Raw genomic sequence first — 3535 nt, forward strand, 5'->3', positions numbered from 1 at the left:
ATCGTTCACGAACTTCAGGGGAAAACTTTGTTTGATTGCTCATGGCTCCATTCTCTCAAAAGTTGGAGCCTCCTCAAAACCCGGGGCGATTCACTCTACTGTTTGCATTTCTCACCGGTTGTGCATTTGTTAAAACAAGAATTTCAGTCTTTCACGAGCTTGAGCAACCCCTGTCTGGGCTAACATATGCGTTCGCCCCATCCAAAGAGCAGGAAGCTAGTCTCGAATTCCAATCTTATGCAAAACTCGTCAAGTCCGAGCTCGAAAAGCGAGGAATGATCGAAGCACCATTCAACAAAGCGAAATACGCCATTTTCATGTTTTACGGCATTGATGACGGAAAACAAGTTATCTCGTCTTATCCAATATTCGGGCAAACAGGAACCAGCAGTTCCTATACAACCGGAACAATAACTTCATACGGCAATACAGCATTTTATAGCGGGACCACCTACAAAACCCCAACCCGCGGTGTCGTTGGGTCTCGCACCAGTACCGACACTGTTTTTAAGCGTTACTTGAATATCGACATCATCGATATTGCGAAATCTGGTAACGGTAAGGTGCAGAAAGTCTATGAAGGCAAGGCCATCAGTTCGGGAACAAACGGCCAGCTCGCGCCTGTCATGCCGGCCATCGTACGGAGCGTATTTGAAGACTTTCCTGGCAAAAGCGGCGCATCCAGAACAAGCCGGCAACCGGTCGAGAAGTAAGCACGAAACATAACTCGGCACTCAACTGCGCAATCTGAGCTCTCTCCCTTCGCTGTGTTCCGATATCGGTCACTTTCAACGTTAGATCTGGCAAAATGGCCTACAGATGAACAACCTTCTTCAAGGAGCACATTATGCTTTTAACCGCAGTTTTGCTGCCAGCCACCGAAGGCGGCTTCACGGCTTTAAATCCTGAAACAGGGACAACCTCACAGGGTGAAACAGTAGAAGAGGCTTTGGCGAACCTTCGAGAAGCCACCGAACTGTATGTGGAAGAATTCCCCCTCACAATTGCCAGCCGCCCGTTAGTCACCACTTTCGAGCTTCCCGCACATGCCTAAGCTGCCTCACATCTCTGGTGCGCAAACGATCCGTGCACTGGAGCGTCTGGGTTTTTCTGAACGGAAGAGTTTATAAACGTTTTGCAGTGAAACATCTAACTTTGCGCTGTACCCGGCCGTCATCCCGCAACTCCGCTGCGCGCCATCGACAGGTGACTTTTTAGACGTTATACGGATTCAATTCATGCCACAAAACAAACAAAATGGACGCCCTTTTGTTTGTTTTGTTTACATTTTATTTTTGGCAAGTGTGGAAAGTGCAAACACCATAAAGGCCGCAGATTCTGCGGCTTTTTTATAACGCTCTCGCCCGATTCAGCGCCGCCGTCCGCCACCAAAAATGGAGCCCAGCACGCCACGGATCACTTGGCGCCCAAGCTGCGAGCCGATGGTACCGCCCAGCAATTCGCCCCAGTTAAAGCCGCGATCGGCCTCAACCGGTGCTTGTTCCGGTGATGTTGCGGCGCGCGCTTTGAGAATTTCATAAGTTGATTCCCGATCCACCAGCTGTTCATAATGCCCGTACAACAGAGAACAAACGGACATCTACTTTATTTCGCCCCAATGACTACGAACCAGCTATGGCCGGTGAGCTGAAGAAAATGGCTTAACTGGGTTGTCACAAAATGCTTGACCACTCCAATGATCGTTACCCGGAGATAGGATTATTTGACCAATTACAGGCTGGGTACCGCCATTTGAGGTGAACCACCAACATAAAATCTTTTTAAAGCTTGTAAGATGCATCGAGCATTTTGAATTTTAAAACCAAAATTAACTTTTGTTATAATGTGTAGCTACATTGGTTATAACATTAGGATATGAGATGATTGAGTTGAAAGTCAGAAAGTTTGGCAATTCTCTTGGCATTGTTTTGCCAAAAGAAGTAGTTAACCATTTACGCACTGGGGATGGGCAACGGTTGTTTTTAACCGAAGCATCTGATGGAAGGTATCTTATTACACCATACGATCCTTCATTCGGCGAAAAAATGGCAAAGGTAGAAGATATATGTAATCGGTACCGTAACACGCTCCATGTACTGACCAAGTGACAACGCCTGTCTGGATAAACGAACAAGATGTCCTTGCCATTCATGAGCGTTTAATTTTTCTGCATGGCGGTGCATCAGGTATTCGTGACAGGAATCTTCTGAAATCAGCACTTGCAAGACCGCTCAATTTTTCTGTCTACGATCAGCAGTCTGATATTTTCCTTTTGGCTGCTACTTACACAAGCGGAATTCTGCAAAACCACCCTTTTGTGGATGGGAACAAACGGACAGGATTTGTAATTGGCGTACTATTTCTTGAACTCAATGGCTACAAGTTTATCGCTAACGAAGAAGATTCAGCACAAGCCATAATTTCGCTTGCTGAAGGCTCTCTTGACGAGCTTGGATTCAGATTGTTCATTGAACATAACTCAATTGCAACGTAACGAACATCGATCCATCCGCACCACAATGCGGGACTAAACAGTTAGAGCGCACATGCTCATCCGTTCCGCCAAGCCTGAAGACGCAGAGTTCATCGGTTCAATCCGAGTAGCGGCTTGGCAGGCCGCCTATCGCGGCTTCATGCCCGATACTTATCTCGCCTCCCTAGATCCGGGAGCGAACCTCGACGAACTTCGAGCAGCGTTGCGCGCAGAGAATCCACCATTCACTCTTCGCATTGCAGAGACTGAGGGACAGCCAATAGCTTTCTCGATCCTGGGCAAGCCGCGGTATAATGCTGATCAATCCATTGTCGAGTTATGGGCATTGAATGTTCATCCTACACACTGGCGAAAAGGCGCAGGTCAACAGCTTGTCAGGCAGGTACTGCTGGACGCCAAAGAACAGAAATTCGTCTCTGTGGAACTCTGGTGCATTCAAGGTAATCTGGCCGCCCAGCGTCTGTATGAAATTTGTGGTTTCGTGCCCAACAGCCAGGTTCGTACCACAAGCTCGCTCACGGGCTACCCGCTACACGAGTTGGCGTATACGTATGCGCTCTAACAATGCAGTCAATCGGACACCAAACTACTTGCTCCGGTGCCGGTTACTTTCAACGTTATGCATCATGAGTATCGTTAGCCAGATGATAAAAAAATACGACTCAACTGTTTATTTTGTAGAAGATATACATAGCGCCTCTAAATGGTATTCCGATATCGTTGGAGTCGAGGTGAAATATGAAAACGAGATGTATGCCTATATTGAGAAAGACGATCTTAAAATTGGCTTTCATCCTGAAGACAGAAAGTCTTCTCATGGTGTGACCGGACAAACTACGTATTGGCGCGTTGGTTCACTCAGAACTTCGATCGAGTTTCTTAGCAGTAAAGGAGCTACGCTTTATCGGGGGCCAATTTGCACGTCACTAAACGAGTATGCATGCATTTTAATTGACCCGTTTGGTAATGCTTTGGGCTTAATCAGTTGTAGTAGTTCAGATTTGATCTGACAGCAGGTCTTGCCAAGAGGTGGGATTACCC

General features: G+C 47.0%; 7 protein-coding genes. 6 read left to right on the forward strand and 1 reads right to left on the reverse strand.

Going from position 1 to position 3535, the window contains the following annotated elements; translation table 11 throughout:
* Positions 1-41 precede the first annotated feature (41 nt).
* Both B5D58_RS13280 and B5D58_RS13285 read left to right on the forward strand, forming a co-directional pair.
* Entirely contained in the window at positions 42-713 is a 672-nt protein-coding gene (locus B5D58_RS13280; RefSeq protein ID WP_050731254.1) for a DUF4136 domain-containing protein, read from the forward strand.
* A gap of 134 nt (positions 714-847) precedes the next feature.
* Entirely contained in the window at positions 848-1054 is a 207-nt protein-coding gene (locus B5D58_RS13285; RefSeq protein WP_011111849.1) for a type II toxin-antitoxin system HicB family antitoxin, read from the forward strand.
* Positions 1055-1369: 315 nt separating this feature from the next.
* Here B5D58_RS13285 and B5D58_RS13290 read toward each other — a convergent pair whose 3' ends face one another.
* A complete protein-coding gene (locus tag B5D58_RS13290) occupies positions 1370-1600 on the reverse strand; it encodes a DUF853 family protein (protein ID WP_041356732.1) in 231 nt (76 codons plus the stop codon).
* Between the two features lie 280 nt (positions 1601-1880).
* Here B5D58_RS13290 and B5D58_RS13295 point away from each other — a divergent pair, with 280 nt between their 5' ends.
* From B5D58_RS13295 to B5D58_RS13310, 4 genes are all read left to right on the forward strand, one after another.
* A complete protein-coding gene (locus B5D58_RS13295) occupies positions 1881-2108 on the forward strand; it encodes an AbrB/MazE/SpoVT family DNA-binding domain-containing protein (RefSeq protein ID WP_041356731.1) in 228 nt (75 codons plus the stop codon).
* On the forward strand, positions 2105-2494 hold the full coding sequence (locus tag B5D58_RS13300) for a type II toxin-antitoxin system death-on-curing family toxin (protein WP_011111848.1): 390 nt from the start codon (positions 2105-2107) through the stop codon (positions 2492-2494). Before B5D58_RS13295 ends, B5D58_RS13300 begins: the two co-directional genes overlap by 4 nt.
* Before the next feature lie 52 nt (positions 2495-2546).
* Entirely contained in the window at positions 2547-3056 is a 510-nt protein-coding gene (locus B5D58_RS13305) for a GNAT family N-acetyltransferase (RefSeq protein ID WP_011111847.1), read from the forward strand.
* Between the two features lie 64 nt (positions 3057-3120).
* The gene (locus B5D58_RS13310; RefSeq protein ID WP_050731253.1) at positions 3121-3504 is read left to right on the forward strand and encodes a VOC family protein; all 384 of its coding nucleotides are present in this window, start codon (positions 3121-3123) and stop codon (positions 3502-3504) included.
* Positions 3505-3535 lie beyond the last annotated feature (31 nt).

The organism is Nitrosomonas europaea, from assembly GCF_900167395.1.
Taxonomy (GTDB): Bacteria; Pseudomonadota; Gammaproteobacteria; order Burkholderiales; family Nitrosomonadaceae; genus Nitrosomonas; species Nitrosomonas europaea.